At 72.0% G+C, this 18,910-nt stretch carries 18 protein-coding genes; 2 read left to right on the top strand and 16 right to left on the bottom strand.

The features are described 5' to 3' along the window. Nucleotides 1-15 precede the first annotated feature (15 nt). The 15 genes from J1M46_RS04770 to J1M46_RS04840 all read right to left on the bottom strand — a co-directional run bounded on the left by J1M46_RS04770 (nt 16) and on the right by J1M46_RS04840 (nt 13,896). Nucleotides 16-1,254, bottom strand: coding sequence for an FAD-dependent oxidoreductase (locus J1M46_RS04770; protein ID WP_206446787.1), 1,239 nt, complete (start codon nt 1,252-1,254; stop codon nt 16-18). A 67-nt stretch (nt 1,255-1,321) separates the two neighbouring features. Further along, on the bottom strand, nt 1,322-1,756 hold the full coding sequence (gene nusB, locus J1M46_RS04775) for a transcription antitermination factor NusB (protein WP_206446789.1): 435 nt from the start codon (nt 1,754-1,756) through the stop codon (nt 1,322-1,324). Nucleotide 1,757: 1 nt separating this feature from the next. Continuing rightward, entirely contained in the window at nt 1,758-2,321 is a 564-nt protein-coding gene (gene efp / locus J1M46_RS04780; RefSeq protein ID WP_206446790.1) for an elongation factor P, read from the bottom strand. Nucleotides 2,322-2,406: 85 nt separating this feature from the next. Further along, complete coding sequence (gene aroQ / locus J1M46_RS04785) at nt 2,407-2,841, bottom strand: type II 3-dehydroquinate dehydratase (RefSeq protein ID WP_206446791.1); 435 nt, start codon at nt 2,839-2,841, stop codon at nt 2,407-2,409. A gap of 96 nt (nt 2,842-2,937) precedes the next feature. Then, nucleotides 2,938-3,294, bottom strand: coding sequence for a VOC family protein (locus J1M46_RS04790; protein WP_206446792.1), 357 nt, complete (start codon nt 3,292-3,294; stop codon nt 2,938-2,940). 92 nt (nt 3,295-3,386) lie between these two features. Beyond that, nucleotides 3,387-4,448, bottom strand: a complete 1,062-nt coding sequence (aroB, locus tag J1M46_RS04795) for a 3-dehydroquinate synthase (RefSeq protein ID WP_206446793.1) — start codon at nt 4,446-4,448, stop codon at nt 3,387-3,389. An 88-nt stretch (nt 4,449-4,536) separates the two neighbouring features. Next, complete coding sequence (locus J1M46_RS04800; protein ID WP_342384279.1) at nt 4,537-5,079, bottom strand: shikimate kinase; 543 nt, start codon at nt 5,077-5,079, stop codon at nt 4,537-4,539. A 25-nt stretch (nt 5,080-5,104) separates the two neighbouring features. After that, nucleotides 5,105-6,301 (bottom strand): chorismate synthase, encoded by a 1,197-nt coding sequence (aroC, locus tag J1M46_RS04805; RefSeq protein ID WP_206446794.1) that lies wholly within the window; start codon nt 6,299-6,301, stop codon nt 5,105-5,107. Between the two features lie 2 nt (nt 6,302-6,303). Further along, the gene (locus tag J1M46_RS04810) at nt 6,304-7,161 is read right to left on the bottom strand and encodes a shikimate dehydrogenase (protein WP_206446795.1); all 858 of its coding nucleotides are present in this window, start codon (nt 7,159-7,161) and stop codon (nt 6,304-6,306) included. After that, the gene (gene mltG / locus J1M46_RS04815) at nt 7,162-8,247 is read right to left on the bottom strand and encodes an endolytic transglycosylase MltG (protein ID WP_206446796.1); all 1,086 of its coding nucleotides are present in this window, start codon (nt 8,245-8,247) and stop codon (nt 7,162-7,164) included. Nucleotides 8,248-8,249: 2 nt separating this feature from the next. After that, a complete protein-coding gene (gene ruvX / locus J1M46_RS04820; RefSeq protein WP_206448584.1) occupies nt 8,250-8,723 on the bottom strand; it encodes a Holliday junction resolvase RuvX in 474 nt (157 codons plus the stop codon). A 29-nt stretch (nt 8,724-8,752) separates the two neighbouring features. Beyond that, entirely contained in the window at nt 8,753-11,410 is a 2,658-nt protein-coding gene (gene alaS / locus J1M46_RS04825; protein ID WP_206446797.1) for an alanine--tRNA ligase, read from the bottom strand. Between the two features lie 79 nt (nt 11,411-11,489). Further along, nucleotides 11,490-11,669 carry a hypothetical protein gene (locus J1M46_RS04830; protein ID WP_206446798.1) on the bottom strand — a complete coding sequence of 60 codons (180 nt, stop codon included), beginning with the start codon at nt 11,667-11,669 and terminating at the stop codon, nt 11,490-11,492. Between the two features lie 110 nt (nt 11,670-11,779). Beyond that, a complete protein-coding gene (gene rpsD, locus J1M46_RS04835; protein WP_206446799.1) occupies nt 11,780-12,409 on the bottom strand; it encodes a 30S ribosomal protein S4 in 630 nt (209 codons plus the stop codon). A gap of 122 nt (nt 12,410-12,531) precedes the next feature. Further along, entirely contained in the window at nt 12,532-13,896 is a 1,365-nt protein-coding gene (locus tag J1M46_RS04840) for a replication-associated recombination protein A (RefSeq protein ID WP_206446800.1), read from the bottom strand. A gap of 137 nt (nt 13,897-14,033) precedes the next feature. On the opposite strand from J1M46_RS04840, the gene J1M46_RS04845 reads away from it, so the two are divergent. Together J1M46_RS04845 and J1M46_RS04850 are read left to right on the top strand one after the other, a co-directional pair. Beyond that, nucleotides 14,034-14,804 (top strand): peptidylprolyl isomerase, encoded by a 771-nt coding sequence (locus tag J1M46_RS04845; protein WP_206446801.1) that lies wholly within the window; start codon nt 14,034-14,036, stop codon nt 14,802-14,804. Between the two features lie 58 nt (nt 14,805-14,862). Then, nucleotides 14,863-16,578: a DUF349 domain-containing protein gene (locus tag J1M46_RS04850; protein WP_206446802.1), complete on the top strand. Its 1,716-nt coding sequence runs from the start codon at nt 14,863-14,865 to the stop codon at nt 16,576-16,578. 81 nt (nt 16,579-16,659) lie between these two features. Here J1M46_RS04850 and J1M46_RS04855 read toward each other — a convergent pair whose 3' ends face one another. Then, nucleotides 16,660-18,891, bottom strand: coding sequence for a RelA/SpoT family protein (locus J1M46_RS04855; protein ID WP_206446803.1), 2,232 nt, complete (start codon nt 18,889-18,891; stop codon nt 16,660-16,662). Nucleotides 18,892-18,910: the final 19 nt, after the last annotated feature.

The raw sequence follows: 18,910 nt of genomic DNA on the forward strand, positions 1-18,910 counted from the left end.
TCTGATGATTCCACTCTACCGCGCGACGTGCTCGGGCAGCACGCCCAGCCCGATGAACCTGCCCATCGCGTGCCGGGCGGCTGGCAGGTGCTGCACGGCGCGCAGCGGCAGCGGCACGGGCACCTGCTCCCCCGGCTCCGCGAGCTTGACCAGCACCGTCTCGAGCCGCCGCTGGAACGCCTGCGTCACGCGCGCGGGCCATTGACGACGACGCTGGATGCGGTGCAGCAGCGCCGTCGTCGGCCGCGCGCTGGCGAGGCCGGGGGCGAGCGTGTTCGCGGCGGCGACCGCATCCTGGATCGCGAGGTTGATGCCGACGCCGCCCGCGGGCGACATCGCGTGCGCGGCGTCGCCGATGGCGAGCAGGCCGTCGCGGTGCCACTGCTCGAGGTGCTCGATGCGCACGTCGAGCACGCGCACGTCCTCGGCACCGACGGCCGCGATGCGCTCCCGGAAGGCCGGCGCGAGGGCAGCCACTCGAGCGCGCATCGCCTCGACCGAGCGGGCATCGCCTGCCCAGGCGCTCTTCCGCACGATGTGGGCGCACTGGTAGAAGTCGCCGCGAGGGATCGACAGCAGCGCGCCGTCGCCGGCCTGCATGAAGGGGATCTGCTCCTCCTCGTGCCTCGGCAGCCGGAACCACAGCACGTCGATCGCGCTCGCGCCACCCACCGGATCGAGTCCCGCCTGCCCGCGCAGCGCCGAGTCGCGGCCGTCGGCGAGCACGGTCAGCTTCGCGCGGATCTCCACCGGCCCGCCCGGCCCCTCGGCGCGCACGCCGACGATGCGCTCGCGGTCGCGCAGCAGTGCGGTCGCGGCCGTGCGCATCCGCAGGTCGTACCCGGGGTGCTCACCGCCGGCATCCGCCAGCAGATCGAGGAAGTCCCACTGCGGCATGAAGGCGATCGCGCGGCGCGTGGTCGGCAGCCGCGTGAAGTCGGCGAGCACGAGCCGCCGGCCAGAGAACGACATGGTGACCTGCGGCAGGTCGGCGTGCGGTCGCTCGAGGAAGCGCTCGAGCAGCCCGAGCTCGTGCAGGTTCTGCTGCGTCGAGGGATGGATCGTGTCGCCGCGGAAGTCGCGCAGGAAGTCGCCGTGCTGCTCGAGCACGGTCGCCCGCACGCCGCGACGGGCCAGCAGCAGCCCGAGCATCAGGCCGGCCGGTCCCCCGCCGACGATCACGCAGTCGGCGGTGACGGACTCGGCCAAGGCCTGCCGGCCGTCGGCCGCGGGGTCGATCGTGGGCTCGCTCATGCGCCCATCCTGCGCGCACCGCTGCCCGGGCGCGAGGGGCGATTCCCGTGGCGGCCCGCCCGCGCGCTCAGCCCCGCTGCGCCGCGATCTTGCCGAGCACGCCGTTGATGAAGGCGCCGGAGCGCTCGGTCGAGAGCTCGTTGGCCAGGTGCACGGCCTCCGAGACGACGACGCTCGCCGGCGCGGTCTCATGCTCGAGCTCCCACGCGCCCACCCGCAGGATCGCCAGGTCGGTGCGGGGCATGCGCTCGATGGGCCAGTGCTCGCTCGAGGAGGCGATCAGCTCGTCGAGCGCCTCGGTCTCATCGGCGACGCCGGCGACGATCTCGCGCGCGAACTCGAACCAGCCGTGCTTCGACCAGCCGAGCCGGTCGGCGGTGTCGCGCAGCACGGTCTCGGGCGATTCGTCGCGCGCGTTCGCCGAGTAGATCACCTCGACGGCGTGCTTGCGCGCCTTGCGGCGCGAGGGGTAGGTCTCGCCCTGTGCGTCAGTCTTCGCCACGTCAGTCGGTGACGCGGCCGAGGTAGCTGCCGTCGCGCGTGTCGACCTTGATGCGCGTGCCCTGCTCGACGAACAGCGGCACCTGCACCTCAGCGCCCGTCTCGACGGTCGCGGCCTTGGTGCCGGCGCTCGAGCGGTCGCCCTGCAGGCCCGGCTCGGTGTAGGTGATCTCGAGCACCACGGATGCGGGCAGCTCGACCTGCAGCGCCTCGCCCTCGTGCATGGAGATGGTGGCGGTGCCGTTCTCGAGCAGGTACTTCGCGCCGTCTCCGACGACCTCGGCGGGGATCGGCAGCTGGTCGTACGTGTCGTTGTCCATGAAGACGAAGTCGGTGCCGTCGTTGTAGAGGAACTGGTAGTCGCGGCGGTCGACGGTGGCGAACTCGATCTTGGTGCCGGCGTTGAAGGTCTTGTCGACCGTCTTCTGGCTGCGCGCGTTGCGCAGCTTGGTGCGCACGAACGCACCGCCCTTGCCGGGCTTGACGTGCTGGAACTCGATGACGCTCCAGAGCTGGCCGTCGAGGTTCAGCACCGCGCCGTTCTTGATGTCGTTCGTGGTTGCCATGAGGCGAATTCCGTTCCGTGGGAGCAGGTGGGGCCGCAGGGGCCACCAGCGCTGCTGGCGGCGAGCACTGCGCCGACAGGAGAGTCTAGCGGGCGACGATCGCGGCGGCCGCGAGGGCGTAGCCGCGCAGGCCGAAGCCGGCGATCACGCCGGTCGCGACGCCGGAGACGACGGATGTGTGACGGAAGGCCTCGCGCGCGTGCGGGTTGGAGATGTGGACCTCGACCAGCGGCGCGACGCCCTGCAGCTGCGCGCAGGCGTCGCGCAGCGCGTAGGAGTAGTGCGTGAAGGCCGCCGGGTTGAGGATCACCGGCGTCGCGGCGTCGACCGCCTGGTGGATCCAGCCGACCAGCTCGGCCTCGTCGTCGGTCTGCCGCACGTCGGCCTCGATCGGCCGCTCGGCGGTGCCGACGGCCTCTACCAGCGGCGCGATGTCGTCGATCGTGGCGCTGCCGTAGACGTCGGGCTCGCGGGTGCCGAGCCTGCCGAGGTTGGGGCCGTTGAGGACGAGGATGCGCATGCGGCCAAGTCTGCCGCATGCGCGCTGGAGCTGAGCGCGGCCGCCCTTTCGGGCCGTCGCCGCGACGCCGGTGCCCGTGCCGGGCAGCGGAATCGGCTACATCTCGCCTTCGAACAGCCCGATGTGGTTGCCGTCCGGATCGGTGAGCAGCGCCCACCAGCTCGTCGGCGTGATCTCGGTCTTCTCGACCTCCACCGAGCCGCCCTGCGCCTTCGCCTGCTCCAATGCCTCATCGATCGAGTCGACCTCGACCATGCTGCGGGGCTGCGTGAATCCCTCCGCGCGCTCGGTCAGCGCGCCGCCCGAGACGCCGTTGGGCGCCTGGAACATGGGGTAGCCCTCGAAGCCCTCCATCTCGGCGATCTGCCAGCCGAAGAGCGAACGGTAGAACTCGGTCGACCTCGCGAAGTCGCCGACGGGGATCTCGATGTGCGTGATGTCGCCGTGTGCCATGCCACCGAGTCTGCCGAGCGGCGCCGGAACACGCCAGGGTGGTCTCGAGACGCCTGCGAGCTGCGCACGCGCGCTCCTCGGCCCGCGTGAGGTCAGTCGGCGAGCGACTGGTAGGCCATGAACAGCAGCCCCTCGTCCGGACCCTCGAGGATGCGCGGCTTGGCGACGTCGTCGAGCACCACGAAGCGCAGCATCGAGCCGCGCGACTTCTTGTCCCGCCGCATCGCGGCCAGCAGCGACTGCCAGCGCCCGACCGGGTACGTCGTCGGCAGCTCGAGCGACCCGAGGATCGCCCGGTGCCGGTCGACCACGGGCTCCGGCAGCCTGCCGGCGAGCCGCGAGAGCTCGGCGGCGAAGACCATCCCGATCGAGACGGCCGCACCGTGGCGCCAGCGGTAGCGCTCGTTGTGCTCGATCGCGTGGCCGAGGGTGTGGCCGTAGTTGAGGAACTCGCGGTCGCCGTGGTCGCGGAAGTCGGTCGCGACGACCTTCGCCTTCACCTCGATCGAGCGGGCGATCACCTCGGCGAACTCGGTCGTGGTGGGGTCGGTGGATGCCTCCAGCGAGCCCTCGAGCAGCTCCAGGATGCGCGGGTCGGCGATGAAGCCCGCCTTGGCGATCTCGGCGAAGCCGGTGAGCAGCTCGTTGCGCGGCAGCGAGTCGACCAGCTCGAGGTCGGCGATCACGGTCGAGGGGTGGTGGAAGGCGCCGACGAGGTTCTTGCCCTGCTCGGTGTTGATGCCGGTCTTGCCCCCGACGGCCGCGTCGACGATGCCGAGCACGCTCGTGGGCACCTGCAGCACCTTGATGCCGCGCAGCCAGGTGGCGGCGGCGAAGCCGGCCAGGTCGGTGACGGCGCCGCCGCCGAGGCCGACCACCGCATCCGTCCTGGTGAACTCCGCCTGCCCCATGATCTGCCAGAGGAACTGCGCGACCTCGATGCGCTTGGCGGCCTCGGCGTCGGGCACCTCGGCGAGCAGCACCTCGACGCCGAGCTCGGCCTTCAGGTGCTCGGCGATGCGGATCATGGCGGGCTGGTGGACGACCAGCAGCCGCTGGGCATCGCCCAGGCCGGCCTGCAGGCGCTCGACCAGGATGCCCCTGCCGATGTGGACGTCGTACGGCGCCTCGGTCTCGACGCGGATGGTGGTCATGCGCTTGCGCTCCTTCTCTCGGTGGTGCTGACGACGGTGGTGATGGCGGTGGTGATGGCGGTGATGGTGACGGTGCTCGGCGTCGCGGTCACAGCCTGCGCTCTGCCAGCCGGGCCTCGAGCTCGTCGACCAGCCGCGACATGGGTGTGCGCGAGGTGTCGACGGTGAGATCGGCGAGCTCGCGGTAGATCGGGTCGCGCTCGGCGGCGATGCGGCGCCAGTCGGCGATGCCGCCGGCGACCAGGGGCCGGCCGCCACCGCTGAGCCGGCGCTCGGCGGCGGCCTCGTCGACGGTGACCAGCACGACGGTGGCCTGCTCGCGCAGCAGCGCGCGCGTGCCCTCGTCGAGCACCGCCCCGCCGCCCAGCGCGACGACGCTGCCCGGGGTGAGCGCCTGCTGCACCGCCTGCGCCTCCCAGTGGCGGAAGGTCGGCTCGCCGTGCGCCTCGAAGATCTGCGGGATGGGTCCGTGGTCGAGCACCACGAGGCGATCGGTGTCGACGAAGGTGCGGCCGATGCGGGAGGCGAGCTTGCGGCCCAGCGAGGTCTTGCCGGCGGCCATCGGGCCGATCAGGGCGACCGGCGGCGTCGCGCTCGCCTCGTCGCCCGGTCGCGGGGCGTCAGCGGTCACGGGACCGCCGTGGGCGCGGCTGGCATCAGGATGCCTCCGGCACCGTGCGCAGCTGCTCGGGGATCGCGTCGAGGTAGGCGTCGAGGTTCCTGCGCGTCTCGGCGACCGAGTCGCCGCCGAACTTCTCCACCATCGCCTCGGCGAGCACGAGCGCGACCATCGCCTCGGCGACCACGCCCGCGGCGGGCACGGCGCAGACGTCGCTGCGCTGGTGGTGCGCCTGTGCGGCCTCGCCGGTCGCCACGTCGATCGTGCGCAGCGCTCGCGGCACCGTCGCGATCGGCTTCATGCCCGCGCGCACGCGCAGCACGTCGCCGGTGGACATGCCGCCCTCGATGCCGCCGGCACGGCCGGTCTCCCGGTGCGTGCCGTCCTCGCCGGCGATCAGCTCGTCGTGCGCGACGCTCCCGCGGCGACGGGTGGTCTCGAAGCCGTCGCCGACCTCGACGCCCTTGATCGCCTGGATGCTCATCAGCGCCTGCGCGAGCCGGCCGTCGAGCTTGCGGTCCCAGTGCACGTAGGAGCCGAGCCCCGGCGGCAGGCCGTAGGCGAGCACCTCGACGATGCCGCCGAGCGTGTCGCCGGCGCGGCGCGCGTCCTCGACCTCCGCGAGCATCGCGGCGCTGGTGCCCGGGTCGCTGCAGCGCAGCTCGTCGGCGTCCAGCCGGTCGACGTCCTCGGGCACGGGCAGCACCGCATCCGCCGGCACGCGCACGGGGCCGATCGCGAGCGTGTGGCTGACCAGGCGCACGCCCAGCTCGCCCAGGAACGCGCGCGCGACGGCGCCGAGCGCCACCCGCGCGGCGGTCTCGCGGGCGCTCGCGCGCTCGAGCACCGGCCGCGCCTCGTCGAAGCCGTGCTTCTGCATGCCCACCAGATCGGCGTGGCCGGGCCTGGGGCGGGTGAGCTTCGCAGCCCTGGCACCGGTCAGCTCGCCCTCCAGGGGCGCCGGCGACATCACCTCGGTCCACTTCGGCCACTCGGTGTTGCCCACGCGCAGCGCGATCGGGCCGCCCTGCGTCAGCCCGTGGCGCACGCCGCCGGAGATCGAGAGTGCGTCCTGCTCGAACTTCATGCGGGCGCCGCGACCCGCGCCCAGCTTGCGCCGCTGCAGGTCGGCCTGGATCTGCGAGGCCGCGATCGGCACCCCCGCGGGAAGTCCCTCGAGCACAGCGATCAGTTCGGGGCCATGGGATTCCCCGGCGGTGAGCCAGCGCAGCATGCCTACGATTCTTCCAGACCGGCAGTGCCGCTGCCGACCATGGCTGCTCGCATCGCGGCCGCCACGTGCTGCTCGTCGTCCAGCGCCGCGTCGATGTCGCCGTTCGCGAAGATCCGCGCCTGCAGCACGGCCTGGCCCAGCAGCATCTCGCGCCCGTCGATCACCCGGTCTGCGCCGAGCGCCGCCAGGTAGCGGGAGCCCTCGGGCCGCGCGTAGTCGGCGTCGAGCAGGACGGCGGGCGGATGCATGAAGGCCGGCACGGTGTCGGCCCCGGCCGGCAGCGTGGAGACCGCCGCGTCGGCCGCGGGCAGCGGCTCTTCCAGCGGCTGCAGCGCGACCCGCACGCCCAGCCGCTCCCCCAGCGCCTCGAGCCCGGCGCCCTTGGCCTGGGTGCGCAGCCCCACGGTGACTGCGCCAGCGCCGAGCTCCGCCATCGCGAGCAGCGCGGCCTGCGCGGTGCCGCCCGCGCCCACGATCGCGCCGGACGCGATCGAGCCGGCCCCCGCATCCGTCAGCGCCCGCACGATGCCGCCCACGTCGGTGTTCCAGCCGCGCAGCTCGCGGCCCAGCAGCAGCGTGTTCACCGCGCCGGTCAGCTCGGCGCGCACGTCGACCGTCGCGGCCAGCTGCCGCGCCTCGTGCTTGAGCGGTGCGGTGACCGACAGCCCGAGCCAGGCAGCGTCGAGCACGTCGACGAAGTCGGCCAGCTCGCCCGCGGCGACGAGCCGGCGCTCGTAGCGCCAGTCGAGCCCGAGCTCGCGCGCGGCGGCGGCCTGCAGCGCCGGAGAGAGCGAGTGCTCGATCGGGGCGCCGACGACCGCGAGCCTGCGGGTGCCGGCGCTGCCGGCGAGGCGCTGCACTCAGCCGCCCCAGCCCGGGTTGTCGCGCAGGAACTGCTGGAACTGCGCGACCGCCACCTGGTGCTGGTCGTAGGTCTCCGAGAAGATCGTCTCGCCGGTCTCCGGGTTCACGGTCACGAAGTACAGCCAGGGGCCCTCGGTGGGCTCGAGCACCGCCTGGATCGCCTGGTCGCCCGGCGCCCCGATCGGCCCGACCGGCAGCCCGGGGTGCTGGTAGGTGTTGTACGGGTTGGTCGCGTCCGCCCGCTCCTCGGCGGTCGTGGTCACGACGTGCAGGTTGCCGGTGCCGTAGGCGACCGTGGCATCCGACTGCAGCGGCATGTTGATGTCGAGCCGGTTCTGGAAGACGCGCGCCACCTTGCCGAAGTCGTCGGCATAGCGCGCCTCGCGCTGCACGAGCGCGGCGAAGGTGAGCACGCGCTGCGCGTCGGCCTCGGCCACGCCGTACTCCGCGAGCGCCTGCCACTGACGGTCGATCATCGCCTGGATGACGCCCTCCGCGGTCACGCCCTCGTCGAACGTGTAGGTGGCCGGGAACATCCAGCCCTCGATGGTCAGCGCATCCGCGGGCAGGCCGAACCGAGCCGGATCGTCCTTGAGCGGCAGGAACTCCGAGGCGGGGATGCCGAGGTCGCGCTCGAGCCGGTCGAACACCTGCTGGAAGGTGTAGCCCTCCGGCACTGTCACCTGCAGCTCGACTTTGCGCGCCGGGTCGAGCAGCGCATCGAGCGCGCCCTGCGCCGACATCTGCTGCTGCAGCAGGTAGGCGCCCGGGTGCAGCTGGATCGACGGGTCGGCGACCAGGATGTCGGTGAACGCCTCGGCACTCGCAATGACGTCCTGCTCGACGAGCGTCGCGGCCACGTCGTAGCCGTTCTGGCCCGACTCGATCTGCACGGTCACCTCGCCCGTGCCGGGGCCCGGGTAGTCCTCCGCGTCGGCGAAGCGCTCCTGCAGCTGCCCGATGCCCCAGGCTGCGGCGACGCCGAGCCCGACGAGCACGACCAGGGCGATGCTCCACCCGATCAGCCGCCTGCGGCCCCGTCGCTTGCGCTCAGCCTGGGCGCGTGCGCGTCGTCCTGCCATGGTCAGCCCTCTCGCTGTGCGGCTGCGCCGCCGTCGGTGAGCAGCTCGCCGGGGGCCCGCCCGGATGCGCGCTCGCTGTCGAGCGCGTGCTGCAGGATGACGACCGCGGCCGCCTGATCGATCGTGGCGCGCTGCTGGCGCGTCGACTTGCCGGATGCGCGCATGCCGGCCGAGGCGGTCACGGTCGAGAGCCGCTCGTCCACGAGCCGCACGGGCATGCTGGCGGCGAGCTGTGCCGCCATCTCGCGCGCGTCCTGGGTGCTGGGAGTGTCACCGCCCGAGAGCGAGATCGGCAGCCCGACGACGGCCTCGACCGCGCTCAGCTCGGCAGCGATCTCCCGCAGCCGGGCGACGACGTCGACGCTCGCGCGCTGGATCGTCTCCACCGGCGTCGCCAGCAGGCCGTCACGGTCGCAGCGGGCCACACCGACGCGGGCCCTGCCCACGTCGACGCCGATCCGCACCCCCGCCCGCATCGTGCCCGCGCTCACGGTCTCGTGGCCGCTCAGCGGCTCAGCCCCTCGCGCACCGCGAGCAGCGCCGCGGGCATCGCGCTCGCGTCCTGCCCACCGCCCTGCGCCATGTCGGGCTTGCCGCCGCCGCCGCCGCCGAGCACGCCGGCAGCCGCCTTCGCGAGCGGACCGGCAGCGCGACCGGCGTCACGGGCAGCCTGGTTGGTCGCGACGACGATGGCCGGCTTGCCGTCGACGGCGCCGCCGATCGCGATCACCGCCGGCTCGGCGCCGAGGCGCTCGCGCACCTGGCCGGCGAGCGAGCGCAGGTCGTCGGCCGAGCCGACCGCACCGAGGTCGACCGCCGCCAGGCGCACGTCGCCGACCCGCTCGGCGGCGTCGGCGATCGGCTGCACGCGGCCGGCGAGCTGCTTCGACTCGAACTCGGCGATGCGCTTCTCGGCGGTCTTGAGCGAGGCGACGATCTCCTGGATCCTGCCGGGCAGCTGCTCCTTCGGCGTCTTCAGCATCGAGGTGAGCTCGCTCACCAGGGTGCGCTCCGCGACCAGCTGCTGGAACGCATCCGCCCCCACGGCCGCCTCGACGCGACGCGCGCTCGAGCCGACGCTCGCCTCGCTCGTGATCGAGATGAGGCCGACCTGGCTGGAGGCGCCGACGTGCGTGCCGCCGCAGAGCTCGCGCGACCACGGGCCGCCGATGTCGACCATGCGCACCGTGCTGCCGTACTTCTCGCCGAAGAGCGACATCGCGCCGAGCGCCTTCGCCTCATCCAGCGGCATCACGCGGGTCTCGACCGGCAGGTCGTCGCTGATGGCGGTGTTGGCGATGCCCTCGAGCTCCTGCCGCATCTCGCTCGAGAGCGGGCTCGACCACGAGAAGTCGAGGCGCATGTAGCCGGCCTTGTTGTAGGAACCGGCCTGCACGGCGTCGGGGCCGAGCAGCTGGCGCAGCGCCGCGTGCACGAGGTGGGTGGCAGAGTGGGCGCGGTTCGCGCCGCGGCGGTAGAGCGGGTCGACCACCGCGTGCGCGACGTCGCCGACGGCGATCTCGCCGCTGGTCACGCGCACGGTGTGGCTGATGAGTCCCTGCACGGGCCGCTGCACGTCGAGCACGTCGGCCTCGAAGCCGGGGCCGACGAGGCGGCCCTGGTCGCTGTCCTGCCCGCCGGACTCGGCGTAGAGCGAGGTGGCGGTGAGCACCACCTCCACCTCCTGGTCGACGCCGGCCGAGGCGACCTGCGCGCCATCGGCGATGATGCCGACCACCTCGCCGTCGGCCTGCAGCTCGTCGTAGCCGAGGAACGCCGTCTCCCCCTTGCCGCGCAGCTCGGAGTAGACCGAGAGGTCGGCAAGCTGGCGGCGGCGCGACTTGGCGTCGGCCTTGGCGCGCGTGCGCTGCTCGCTCATGAGCGTCTCGAAGCTCGAGCGGTCGACGGCGAGGCCGGCCTCCTCGGCGATCTCCATCGTCAGGTCGATCGGGAAGCCGTAGGTGTCGTGCAGCAGGAAGGCGGTCTTGCCGGGCACCGTGTGGCCGGAATCCCCCCGCACATCCGCCATCGCGAGGTCGAGCACGGTCGAGCCCGCCTCGAGCGTCTTCAGGAAGGTCTGCTCCTCGGCGATCGCCAGTCGCTCGATGCGGCCGTACGACTCCTGCAGCTCGGGGTAGGCGGTCGACATGGCGTCGAAGCTGGCGCGGAAGAGCGTCGGGAACGTCGCCTCGTGCACGCCCAGCAGCCGCATGCTGCGGATGGAGCGGCGCATCAGGCGGCGCAGGATGTAGCCGCGCCCCTCGTTGCCGGGGGTGACGCCGTCGCCCATCAGCATGAGCGACGAGCGCACGTGGTCGGCGACCACGCGCATCCGCACGTCGTCCTCGTGCTCGGCGCCGTAGCGGCGGCCGGAGAGCTCGCTGGCGAGATCGAGCACGGGCCGCACCTGGTCGATCTCGTACATGTTCTGCACGCCCTGCTTGAGGAAGGCGATGCGCTCGAGCCCCATGCCGGTGTCGATGTTCTTGCTCGGCAGCTCGCGCACGATCGTGAACTCGGTCTTCGAGCGCACGTCGGCGATCTCGTCCTGCATGAAGACGAGGTTCCAGATCTCCACGTAGCGGTCGTGGCCGGTGGCGGGACCGCCCTCGGGGCCGTACTCGGGGCCCAGGTCGTAGAAGATCTCAGAGTCGGGGCCGGCGGGACCGGGCTGCCCGGTCATCCAGTAGTTGTCCTCGAGGCCGAGGCGCTGGATGCGCTCGGCCGGGATGTCGGTGAGCTCGAGCCAGAGGCGCTCTGCCTCGTCGTCGGTCTCGTAGACCGTCGCCCACAGCCTGGCCGGATCGAACTCGTAGCCGCCGTCGGACTCGGGCCCGGTGAGCAGCTCCCACGCGTACTGGATGGCCTCGCGCTTGAAGTAGTCGCCGAACGACCAGTTGCCGGCCATCTGGAAGAAGGTGCCGTGCCGCGGCGTGCGGCCGACCTCCTCGATGTCATTGGTGCGGATGCATTTCTGCACGTCCGCGACGCGGGCCCAGGGGGCGGGCACCCGGCCGGAGAGGTACGGGATGAAGGGCACCATGCCGGCGATCGTGAACATGATCGCGGGGTCGTCGCTCACGAGCGACGCCGAGGGGACGATGGTGTGGCCGCGCTGCTCGAAGTGCTGCAGGAAGCGGCTGTGGATCTCTGCGGTCTGCATCAACTCAGGTCTCTCCGACCCCGTGCGGGGCCTGACGAGCCCGGGCGCATGATCGCGCCCGGGCTCGGATCGGGTCGTCTCACTCGCCTCGCAGCTCGCGGTCGCGAGCCTGGTAGCCGTCCTTGACGGCATCCGAGAACTCGCGGGAGCGGTCGTCGACGCTGTCGAGGAATGCCTTGCCCTTCTCGGTCTCCTCGATGCGGCGTGCGGCGAAGACGCCGATGACGACGCCGACGGCCAGGAACAGGAGCTTCTTCACAGCGGGGTCCCTCTCGTGTCTCGCTTGCCCCGCACCGGGTTCGATGGCGGGGCGACTCAGTCTAACGACGAAGAGGGGCCGCCACCTGGCGGCCCCTCCTCAAGCGCCGGTCAGCGAGCGGCGTAGTACTCGACGACGAGCTGCACGTCGGCGACGACGGGCACCTCGGCGCGCTTGGGGCGGCGCACGAGGCGCGCCTGCAGGCGGTCGAGCTGCACGTCGAGGTACGGCGGCACCGGGGGCAGCACCTGGGCGTGACCGCCGGCGGCTGCGACCTGGAAGGGCTCCATGCCCTCGCTGCGCACGTGCACGCCGATGGTCTGACCCTCCTTCACGCGGAAGGACGGGCGGTCGACGCGCTGGCCGTCGACGATGATGTGACGGTGCACGACGAGCTGGCGGGCCTGCGAGGTGGTGCGGGCGAAGCCGGCGCGCAGCACGAGCGCGTCCAGCCGCATCTCGAGCAGCTCGACCAGGTTCTCACCGGTCAGGCCGCGCTGGCGACGAGCCTCGTTGAAGACGATGCGCAGCTGCGCCTCGCGGAGCCCGTACTGGGCCCTCAGACGCTGCTTCTCGCGCAGACGGACGGCGTAGTCGCTGTCAGCCTTGCGCTTGGTGCGGCCGTGCTGGCCGGGGCCATAGGGACGCTTCTCGAGGTAGCGGGCCGCCTTCGGGGTGAGGGCGACGCCGAGTGCGCGCGAGAGGCGCACCTTCGAACGGGAACGGGACTTCGTGGACATGACTTCCTTCGCTGAGTCGCTGCCGCGCGAGCGGCTGCCGCGGCGGAGTGCCGGGGCTTAAGGAGGGTTGCGGGCCAGGACAGCATGCTGCCGCCGAATAGGCCGTCGACAACTCTAGCAGATCAGCGTTCGCCGCCCAGGATCTTGCGGATGCGCTCGAGCCGCGCAGCGACGTCGCGCTCGAAGCCGTGCTGGCCGGCCTCGTAGTAGCGCCGGCCGACGAGCGGGTCGGGCAGGTACTGCTGCGCGGCGACGCCGTGCGGCGCATCGTGCGCGTAGCGGTAGTCCTTGCCATGGCCGAGCCGCTTCGCACCCGGGTAGTGCGCGTCGCGCAGATGCGTCGGCACCCGGCCGAAGTCGCCGGCGCGCACGTCGGCGATCGCCGCATCCATCCCCTTGTAGGAGCGGTTCGACTTCGGCGCGGTCGCCAGGTAGACCGTCGCCTCGGCGAGCGGGATGCGACCCTCGGGCATGCCGATCATCTGCACGGCAGTCGCGGCCGCCGTCGCGATCACGAGGCCCTGGGGGTCGGCCATGCCGATGTCCTCGCTCGCGAGCACGATGATGCGGCGGGCGATGAAGCGCGGATCCTCCCCCGCCTCGATCATGCGCGCCAAGTAGTGCAGCGAGGCGTCGGGATCGGAGCCGCGCACGGACTTGATGAACGCGGAGATCACGTCGTAGTGCTCGTCGCCCTGCCGGTCGTAGCGCAGCAGCGCCCGGTCGACCGCGCTCGCGAGGGCCTCCGCGGTCACGGTCGCGGGCGCATCCGTCTCTTCCTCCGGCCGCTCGGCCTGCTCCGCAGCCTCGAGCGCGTGCGCGCCGGCAGCCTCGAGCGCGTGCGCGCCGGCGGCCTCGAGCGCAGTGAGGGCGCGGCGGGCATCGCCGGAGGACAGCCGGATGAGCTGGGCCTTCGCTTCCGTCTCGAGTGCGATCCGGGAGCCGAAGCCGCGCGGATCGGCGATGGCGCGGTCGACGAGCTCGGCGATGTCGGCATCCTCGAGCGGCTCGAGCGTCAGCAGCAGTGAGCGCGAGAGCAGCGGAGTGATGATGCTGAACGACGGGTTCTCGGTGGTGGCTGCGATGAGCGTCACCCAGCCCTGCTCGACCCCGGGCAGCAGCGCATCCTGCTGCGCCTTCGTGAAGCGGTGGATCTCGTCGAGGAAGAGCACGGTCGACTGGCCGAACAGGTCGCGCTGGTTGAGCGAGTCCTCCATCACCTGCCGCACGTCCTTGACGCCGGCGCTGACGGCGCTCAGCTCGACGAAGCGGCGGTCGGAGGTGTGCGCGATCGACTGCGCGAGCGTCGTCTTGCCGGTGCCGGGCGGCCCCCAGAGGATGACGCTCTGGCCGCTCGCGCCGTCGCTGGGCGCCGCGAGCCTGCGCAGCGGCGAGCCGGGACCAAGCAGATGCCGCTGGCCGACGACCTCGTCGAGGCTCGTCGGGCGCATGCGCACCGCGAGCGGCGCTGTCGTCCCCCTGGCCATGCCTCCATGCTAGGCGTGCGCGCTGACGCGCCCAGACGGCTGTCGGCCCGAATGCGGTCGAGCCGGTAGCCTGAACGCCGGTCGCGCGCCCATTCCGTATCCGGCAAGCCAGCGCGGCAGGCAGACGAGGAGACCCCGTGGTCACGAAGCAGGAGCAGGAGCGGCGCGTCCGCGACTATCGCGCACGGCAGACCGTGAACGATCGCAGACAGCGCCGCCAGACGCGCGATTCGGTGATCGGTGGCGTGCTCGCCGCTGTGGTGCTGTTCGGCGGCATCGGACTGCTCTCGCTCGTGCAGCCGCCGGCCGCCCCTGAGGAGACGGCTCCGCCCGCCGCCAGCGAGCCCGCGGCCAGCGAGCCCGCAGCCCCCGAGTCGGAGGTGCCGGACGCCTCGCTCGCCGAGGATCGCACCTGGACGGGCACGATGACGCTCAACGGCATCGACCTCGGTGTCGAGCTCGACGCCGCGCTCGCACCGCAGGCGGTGTCGTCGGTGCTCTTCGACACGCAGCGCGACTACTACGACGGCAAGACGTGCCACCGCCTGACGACCAGCGAGGGCTTCAGCGTGCTGCAGTGCGGCTCGGTCGACGGCCAGGGCTCCGGCGACCCGTCGTTCATGTACGGCCCGATCGAGAACGCACCGGCGGACGACGTCTACGTCGAGGGCACGATCGCCATGGCCCGTCAGGGCGGCAACGCCGACTCGAACGGCCACCAGTTCTTCATCGTCTACGGCGATACCACCATCCCCGCCGACGCCGCCGGCGGCTACACCGTCATCGGCCAGGTCACCTCCGGCCTCGATCAGCTGCAGGAGCAGGTGATCGCCAACGGCACCGTCGACGACCAGCCCGACGGAGCGCCCGCTGAGCCGGTCACGATCGACGACTTCGTCCTGCAGTAGCCGAGCGCCCACCGCGCTAGGCTCGTCCTGCCCGTTCCCTCGTACGAGAGACTCCGTCATGCCCGAGCCCATCCAGCCCACCGACGCCGACGCCCAGCAGCAGCCTGCTGAGGAGGTCGCGCCCGAGACCACCGAGACCAGCGCCGACGCTGCCGCGGCGGTCGCTGAGCCGAGCGCGGAGGCAGTGCCCGACACGGCGCAGGCCGTCACCGATGCCCCGGTCGCCGAGGAGGAGGCACTCGCTGCCGACACCGCCGCGCCCGCGCAGCCCGCAGCACCTGCCGCCGAGCCTGCGGCACATGCCGCCGAGCCTGAGGCTCCTGTCGCCGAGCCTGAGGCTCCTGTCGCCGAGCCTGAGGCTCCTGTCGCGAAGCCCGCGGCACCTGCCGCCGAGCCTCAGGCGCCGACCGCGAAGCCTGCGGCGCCTGCCGCCCCTGAGGCGTCTGCAGCGCCCGCTGACCAGGCAGAGGCACCTGCGGCAGAGGCCGCTGCGCCGGTCGAGACCGAGACTCCCGCACCCGCGCAGGCCGAGGGGCCGAGCATGGGCGAGCCCGTCATCGAGCGCGGCCTGGGCCGCGTCGACGCCGCCGGCACGGTCGCGGTCAAGGACGGCGACGCCTGGCGCGTGGTGGGGCAGTTCCCCGACGCGACGCCCGAGGAGGCGCTCGCCTACTTCGAGCGCAAGTTCGCCGAGCTCGAGGGCCAGGTGCGCCTGCTCGAGCAGCGCATCCGCGGCGGCGCGAACGCCAAGGACGTCGCGAAGGCCGCGTCGCACCTGCACGACGCCGTCGTGGGCGCCAGCGCCGTCGGCGACACCGCCTCGCTGCTCACGCGCCTCGATGCGCTGCGCGGCGAGCTCGGTCAGCTCGAGGCCGAGCAGCAGGCGGCCAGCAAGGCCGAGCTCGACGCGTCGATCGCCGAGCGCGCGCGCGTCGTCGAGTCGATCGAGCAGCTGGCGGCCGGTGACCTCGCCGACGTGCAGTGGAAGCAGATGATGCAGCAGGTCGATCTGCTCTTCGCCGACTGGCAGCGCCTGCAGAAGGACGGCCCACGCGTGCCGAAGGGTCAGGCCGACGCGCTCTGGAAGCGCTTCCGCGATGCCCGCAGCACGCTCGAGACCGCTCGCCGCAAGTTCTTCGCCGAGCTCGACGCCTCCCACAAGGACGTCCGCGCGCGCAAGCAAGCACTCGTCGAGCAGGCGCAGGCGCTCGCGCCGAAGGGCGCCGACGGCATCCCCGCCTACCGTGCGCTGCTCGACCAGTGGAAGGCCGCTGGCCGCGCGGGCCGCAAGATCGACGACGCGCTGTGGGCGCAGTTCAAGGAGGCCGGCGACGTCCTCTTCGAGGCGAAGTCCGAGCAGGTCGCCGTCGACAACGAGGAGTACACGGCCAACCTGGTCGCGAAGCGCGAGCTGCTCGACCAGGCCGCGCCGATCCTCGAGCTGAAGGACCGCGCCGCCGCCCGCGACGCGCTCATCAGCATCCAGCAGCGCTGGGACGAGATCGGCCGCGTGCCCCGCGAGGCGCTGCGCGAGGTCGAGGACCGCATGCGCAAGATCGAGACGCACGTGCGCGAGCTCGACGAGCAGCACTGGAAGAGCCACAACCCCGAGCGGAAGGCGCGTTCGGAGGGCCTCGCCGGGCAGCTCGAGGACGCCATCGAGAAGCTCGAGGGCGAGCTGGCCGCAGCGAAGGACGCGAAGCGCAAGGCCGAGATCGAGGCTGAGCTCGAGACCAAGCGGTCCTGGCTTCAGGTGGTCGCCGCCGCCGGCTGAGTCAAGCGCGTCGAGCGGCCGGTCCTTCGGGGCCGGCCGTTCCGCGTCTCGGGCGGATGCGGTGCCCGGCCGGGTGCAGCGTCAGCCGGTCGTGATGCGGTAGACGTCGTAGACGCCGTCGATGCGGCGCACGGCGTTCAGCACGTTCTCGAGGTGCGTCACATCGCCCATCTCGAACGCGAAGCGGCTGATCGCGAGGCGGTCGGTGCCGGTGTGCACGCTCGCCGAGAGGATGTTGACGTGGTGCTCGCTGAGCGCCCGAGTGATGTCGCTCAGGAGCGCCGAGCGGTCGAGCGCCTCGACCTGGATGTTGACCAGGAACAATCCCTTCGACACCGCCGCCCACTCGACCTCGATCATGCGCTCGGGCTCCGCGAGCAGGCCCTGCACGTTCGGGCAGCTGCGCTGGTGCACGCTGACGCCCTGTCCGCGGGTGACGAACCCGACGATGTCATCGCCCGGCACGGGTGCGCAGCACTTGGAGAGCTTGACGAGGATGTCGTCGGCGCCGCGCACGAGCACGCCTGAGCCGCTCGAGGAGGGCCGCGCGGCTCTGGTGCTCGGCAGGACGGGCGCCGGGTCGTCGTCGGCGGTGCCCTCCTCGGCGCGGATGAAGGCGACCACCTTCTCGAGCACCGACTGCGTCGAGACGTGGCCCTCCCCGACCGCCGCGTAGAGGCCGGCGACATCGTCGTGCTTGAGCTGCGCCGCGACCTGCGCGAAGGCATCCCGCCCCATGAGCTTCTGCATCGGCAGGTCGTGGCGGCGCATCGCCTTCGCGATAGCCTCCTTCCCCACCTCGACGGCCTCGTCGCGGCGCTCGCGCTGGAACCACTGCCGGATCTTGCTGCGCGCACGGGGCGAGGTGACGAATCCCTGCCAGTCCTGGCTCGGCCCGGCGTCTGGGTTCTTCGAGGTGAGCACCTCGACGACGTCGCCGGTGGTGAGCTTCGTGTCGAGCGGCACGAGCCTGCCGTTGACCTTGCCGCCCATCGTGCGGTGGCCGACCTCGGTGTGCACCGCATAGGCGAAGTCGACCGGGGTCGCGCCGGCCGGCAGCCCGATGACCTTGCCCTTGGGCGTGAAGACGTAGAGCTCCTTGGCGCCGATCTCGAAGCGCAGCGAGTCGAGGAACTCACCCGGATCGGTGGTCTCCTCCTGCCAGTCGTTGATGTGCTGCAGCCACGCCATGTCGGTGGACGACATCTCGCCGCCGCCGCCCTGCTTGTACTTCCAGTGCGCCGCCACGCCGTACTCGGCGCGGCGGTGCATCTCCTCGGTGCGGATCTGGATCTCCACGTGGTGCCCTCGCGGGCCGATGACGGTGGTGTGGAGCGACTGGTAGAGGTTGAACTTCGGCGTCGCGATGTAGTCCTTCAGGCGGCCCGGCATCGGCTGCCAGCGGGCGTGGATCGAGCCCAGCACCGCGTAGCAGTCGCGCACCGAGGGCACGATGACGCGCACGCCCACGAGGTCGTAGATGTCGCCGAAGTCGTGCCCGCGCACCTGCATCTTCGTGTAGATCGAGTAGTACTGCTTCGGTCGCCCGGCGATGCGGCCACGGATCTTCGCTGCCCGCATGTCGTCGCTGAGCCCCGCGACGACCTCGTCGAGGTAGCGCTCCCGCTCGGGGGCTCGGGCATCCACCAGGTTCTTGATCTCGAGGTACACCTTCGGCTGCAGCACCGCGAACGAGAGGTCCTCGAGCTCGACCTTGATGGTCTGGATGCCGAGCCGGTGCGCCAGCGGCGCGTAGATCTCGATCGTCTCGCGCGCCTTCCGCTGGGCAGACTCGTCGGAGACGAAGCCCCAGGTGCGGGCGTTGTGCAGCCGGTCGGCGAGCTTGATGACGAGCACACGGATGTCCTTGGACATCGCGACGACCATCTTGCGCACCGTCTCGGCCTGCGCGCTCTGCCCATACTTGAGCTTGTCGAGCTTCGTGACGCCGTCGACGAGCATGGCGATCTCGTCGCCGAAGTCCGCCCGGCACTGCTCGAGCGTGTAGGTGGTGTCCTCCACCGTGTCGTGCAGCAGCGCCGCCGCCACGGTGATCGCGCCGATGCCCAGATCCGCGAGGATCTGCGCGACCGCCACCGGGTGCGTGATGTACGGCTCGCCCGACTTGCGATACTGCCCGCGGTGCGCCTCCTCGGCGACGATGTAGGCGCGCTGGATGAGGCCCGTGTCGGCCTTGGGGTGCTGCGACTTGACGGCCCGGATCAGCTCATCGACCGCGCCGGCGCGGTGCGAGCGCGAGAAGAGGAACGGCAGAAGCGTGCGGAAGCCGCCGGTGGCCTGCACATCGCTCATGTCGTCCCTCTTCTCGTGG

Source organism: Agrococcus sp. KRD186, from assembly GCF_017168255.1.
Lineage (GTDB): Bacteria > Actinomycetota > Actinomycetes > Actinomycetales > Microbacteriaceae > Agrococcus.

Coding starts and splice junctions, on each gene's coding strand:
- J1M46_RS04770 (WP_206446787.1), bottom strand. CDS start 1,254: ATGAGCGAGCCCACGATCGACCCCGCGGCCGACGGCCGGCAGGCCTTG.
- efp (WP_206446790.1), bottom strand. CDS start 2,321: ATGGCAACCACGAACGACATCAAGAACGGCGCGGTGCTGAACCTCGAC.
- aroQ (WP_206446791.1), bottom strand. CDS start 2,841: ATGCGCATCCTCGTCCTCAACGGCCCCAACCTCGGCAGGCTCGGCACC.
- J1M46_RS04790 (WP_206446792.1), bottom strand. CDS start 3,294: ATGGCACACGGCGACATCACGCACATCGAGATCCCCGTCGGCGACTTC.
- aroB (WP_206446793.1), bottom strand. CDS start 4,448: ATGACCACCATCCGCGTCGAGACCGAGGCGCCGTACGACGTCCACATC.
- aroC (WP_206446794.1), bottom strand. CDS start 6,301: ATGCTGCGCTGGCTCACCGCCGGGGAATCCCATGGCCCCGAACTGATC.
- mltG (WP_206446796.1), bottom strand. CDS start 8,247: ATGGCAGGACGACGCGCACGCGCCCAGGCTGAGCGCAAGCGACGGGGC.
- ruvX (WP_206448584.1), bottom strand. CDS start 8,723: ATGCGGGCGGGGGTGCGGATCGGCGTCGACGTGGGCAGGGCCCGCGTC.
- alaS (WP_206446797.1), bottom strand. CDS start 11,410: ATGCAGACCGCAGAGATCCACAGCCGCTTCCTGCAGCACTTCGAGCAG.
- rpsD (WP_206446799.1), bottom strand. CDS start 12,409: ATGTCCACGAAGTCCCGTTCCCGTTCGAAGGTGCGCCTCTCGCGCGCA.
- J1M46_RS04840 (WP_206446800.1), bottom strand. CDS start 13,896: ATGGCCAGGGGGACGACAGCGCCGCTCGCGGTGCGCATGCGCCCGACG.
- J1M46_RS04850 (WP_206446802.1), top strand. CDS start 14,863: ATGCCCGAGCCCATCCAGCCCACCGACGCCGACGCCCAGCAGCAGCCT.
- J1M46_RS04855 (WP_206446803.1), bottom strand. CDS start 18,891: ATGAGCGATGTGCAGGCCACCGGCGGCTTCCGCACGCTTCTGCCGTTC.